This window comes from Carboxylicivirga taeanensis, assembly GCF_051851475.1.
Taxonomy (GTDB): domain Bacteria; phylum Bacteroidota; class Bacteroidia; order Bacteroidales; family Marinilabiliaceae; genus Carboxylicivirga; species Carboxylicivirga taeanensis.
Genome location: NZ_JBPUSJ010000110.1, coordinates 1 through 752 on the forward strand (window position 1 = coordinate 1; position 752 = coordinate 752).

Annotated in this window: 1 protein-coding gene; it reads right to left on the bottom strand. The window is 37.1% G+C overall.

The window, feature by feature from the left end; genetic code table 11:
* Nucleotides 1-142: 142 nt before the first annotated feature.
* Nucleotides 143-724: a hypothetical protein gene (locus tag ACSX1H_RS19475; protein ID WP_439185930.1), complete on the bottom strand. Its 582-nt coding sequence runs from the start codon at nt 722-724 to the stop codon at nt 143-145.
* Nucleotides 725-752 lie beyond the last annotated feature (28 nt).

Below are 752 nucleotides of genomic sequence, written 5' to 3' on the forward strand. Positions count from 1 at the left end.
AACGGATTTGCCGCATGATGCTGTAGCAGATTTTCGGTGCTGATTGTCCGTCCGATAGGACTGACAATCGAGGCGGGAATCTGCCCACCCAAAGCGCACTGCTGCCTGCTATGCATTATGGCGGCGTGTTAGGCCTCGTATTTTAATTTTGATTATTCTTTTGCCATTCTAGAAATGGAGTCGGGTCATTACCTAGAAACTGAAAGGTCCCGATAAACTCAGAATCAAAAACATTTGAATATTTCTGATAGTCATTTTCATTATCTGCTGAGAAAGTAAGAACAATGAATGTCATTTCTGTTTCTAAGTAGACTACCTCTTCTTTAAATCTGTCATGTAAGTTTGTGTATGAGAGTGCAATTGCTCCAATAATTGGTGGGGTATGCCCAATTTCGAACTTAGAAATCTTTGCATTCGGGTATTTTTCCTTAAATGCTTCAATATCTCCATCAACAAAAGCGCTTAAAGAATCCTGGGGATTTCCTTTATCAATTCCATTTGCAAACATATAACTCTTTACTGACTTACTTTTGTCATCAATACAGTAAAAGAAGTTTGTTAGTCCAATTGTGCTAGCTGCCTTTTTATCGTTTATCCAGTTTGTCGGTGTCTCAACTGTAAATAAATGATGGTCACCATATATAACATTGATTCCCTTTTGTTGAGAATTAGCATACACTATACTCATGAGAAGGAATATGGTAATTAATGTGTAATATTTCATGTTTGTATTTTTATATGAGGCCTAACGG

What these genes read in the sequence shown, in the direction of transcription:
- ACSX1H_RS19475 (WP_439185930.1), bottom strand. Translation starts at nt 724, where the DNA reads ATGAAATATTACACATTAATTACCATATTCCTTCTCATGAGTATAGTG.